Annotated in this window: 2 protein-coding genes; one reads left to right on the top strand and one right to left on the bottom strand. The window is 30.2% G+C overall.

The genetic code is table 11. The features are described from left to right. Positions 1–133: 133 nt before the first annotated feature. On the bottom strand, positions 134–745 hold the full coding sequence (locus tag CD127_RS11265) for a metallophosphoesterase (RefSeq protein WP_103366782.1): 612 nt from the start codon (positions 743–745) through the stop codon (positions 134–136). A gap of 159 nt (positions 746–904) precedes the next feature. Here CD127_RS11265 and CD127_RS11270 point away from each other — a divergent pair, with 159 nt between their 5' ends. Beyond that, positions 905–1,783, top strand: a complete 879-nt coding sequence (locus CD127_RS11270; RefSeq protein WP_103366783.1) for a LysR family transcriptional regulator — start codon at positions 905–907, stop codon at positions 1,781–1,783. Positions 1,784–2,053 lie beyond the last annotated feature (270 nt).

Raw genomic sequence — 2,053 nt, forward strand, 5'->3', positions numbered from 1 at the left:
TGCGTATTCTTCTTCACTCATGTCACCCTTTATCATTAATATTCCCCTACATTATATAACAATTAATTGTAAACTTATACTTCTTATTTTTGAAAATTAAGGAAATATACCTATATTTTTGATATACAAAAATTTACAATTTGATACGTCTACTATTCACTTTCTTATTATCTGTCACTTTTACAGAATATTGATATGAATTCGTTAAATCAATTAATGATAAGTACTTGTCGTGTCCTGCGCCAGTATCGATATCTAAAATATTTTTCTTTTTATAAAGTTCATCATTTTTCAAACCAAAACGATAATTCGGCACATGACCGTGGATTAAAAACTTATGCTTAGGTACATTACGATTTAACTCATGGTTATAATAGCCAGTTGTATATTCTTTAATTTGCTTGCTTAACGGTTTGTTTGTATCAATACCTGCATGCGCAAATATATAATCATCTATCAATTCGACGGTTGATAAACTATTTAAAAATTTATGCCAGCGTTTAATCTTCTTATCTTTACTCGCTAACCAACGCATCTCATGGTTACCCGCCAAAGCAAGTGCACCTTTACGTTTCAAACGTTTCACTAGCTTAAGCGTACCAAATGAATCAGGGCCATTATTAACATAATCCCCCATCAACACAAGTTGATCCTTTCTATAATTATATTTTACTGCTCTTAAGAGAGTTACAAGGGCCTTCCGATGTCCATGAATATCAGAAACCACAAGTATCCTTTCAGCCATTCCAATCTCTCCTTACATCTCAACCTTTTATACATTTACATTTATTATAAAAACCACAGTTTAACTAACTTTAAACAAAATATTAACGTCTTCTCAAAATTAACACTTTACTATTATAAGTAGTATAGAAAAAATTTATATATTTTGGGGACTAAATTTATGAACACGAAACAAATGCTCATTTTTAAACACTTTGTCGAGGCACAAAATGAAAATGCAGTAGCTGAAAAACTTGGGATAACTCAGCCAACTGTGACATTTCATTTAAAGAATTTGAACAAAGAATTTGGTTTGCCTTTATATTTTAAAAAAGGTAAACATTTTAATTTAACAGAAGCTGGGGAATTGTTATATCGCAACGCCAATAAAATGTTAAATTTAATTCAAGAAACAACCGATATGATGGAAGACTTTAAACAATCGAAACGTGGAACATTGCGTATTGGCGCAAGTCATGCCCCAATTTACAGTATTTTACCATCTGCTTTTAAAAACTACATGTACGATCATCCTGATATCGACATCGCACTTACGGTTGATACAGCACCTTGTATCATTGAAAAAGTTAAAAATAGAAAAGTAGATATCGCTATCATTTCTGAAAAAGGGTTTAATGAAGATGAACTACAAGCCAAACGTCTACAAGAAAATCCACTCGTCCTAGCTATGGATAAACGCCATCCACTTGCACAAAAAGAACAAATTTCTTTAGAAGATGTGCAAAAGTATCGTTTTATTATTCATAGTAGCGGTTCAACACGAGAAAGTATTGATGAATGGCGTAAAAATAATTTCGTAAATCTAGATATACATATGGAATCTAATAGCATTAGCAGCATTTTAACGACAATCAAAGATTCAAATTATTTAAGTCTTGTTAGTAAAAGCGCCCTCTTCCATCATCCAAGTATTATTGGTAAAACACTACCTGACGGGCCATCACCTAGTTATATCTCATTGTTATATCGCAATGATAGACATCTTACGTCAATAATTCAAGACTTCGTTACACTCATTTATAATACAAATGAAGGTTAAAGTTCATTATCAATCTATATTATAGTCTTATTTATTAGAGGCGGATCAATGAAATCTAATTTATTTAATAGGTTTCATTGGTTCGCTTTTTTTATCTCCAAAAGACACACAACATAATTGCAGAATTCTCTTTAGTAACTTTATGTAATGTTAATATTTTATAAATTTTATTAATAAAATATCCTTAAAATTATAACAATTTTACAATATATTAATATTTCCCTATAAAAATAGTTCGTTAGATAATATAATAAGGATGAAAGCGTTATT

Origin of the sequence: Staphylococcus petrasii (assembly GCF_002902565.1) — a bacterium.
In the GTDB taxonomy this organism is placed as follows: domain Bacteria; phylum Bacillota; class Bacilli; order Staphylococcales; family Staphylococcaceae; genus Staphylococcus; species Staphylococcus petrasii.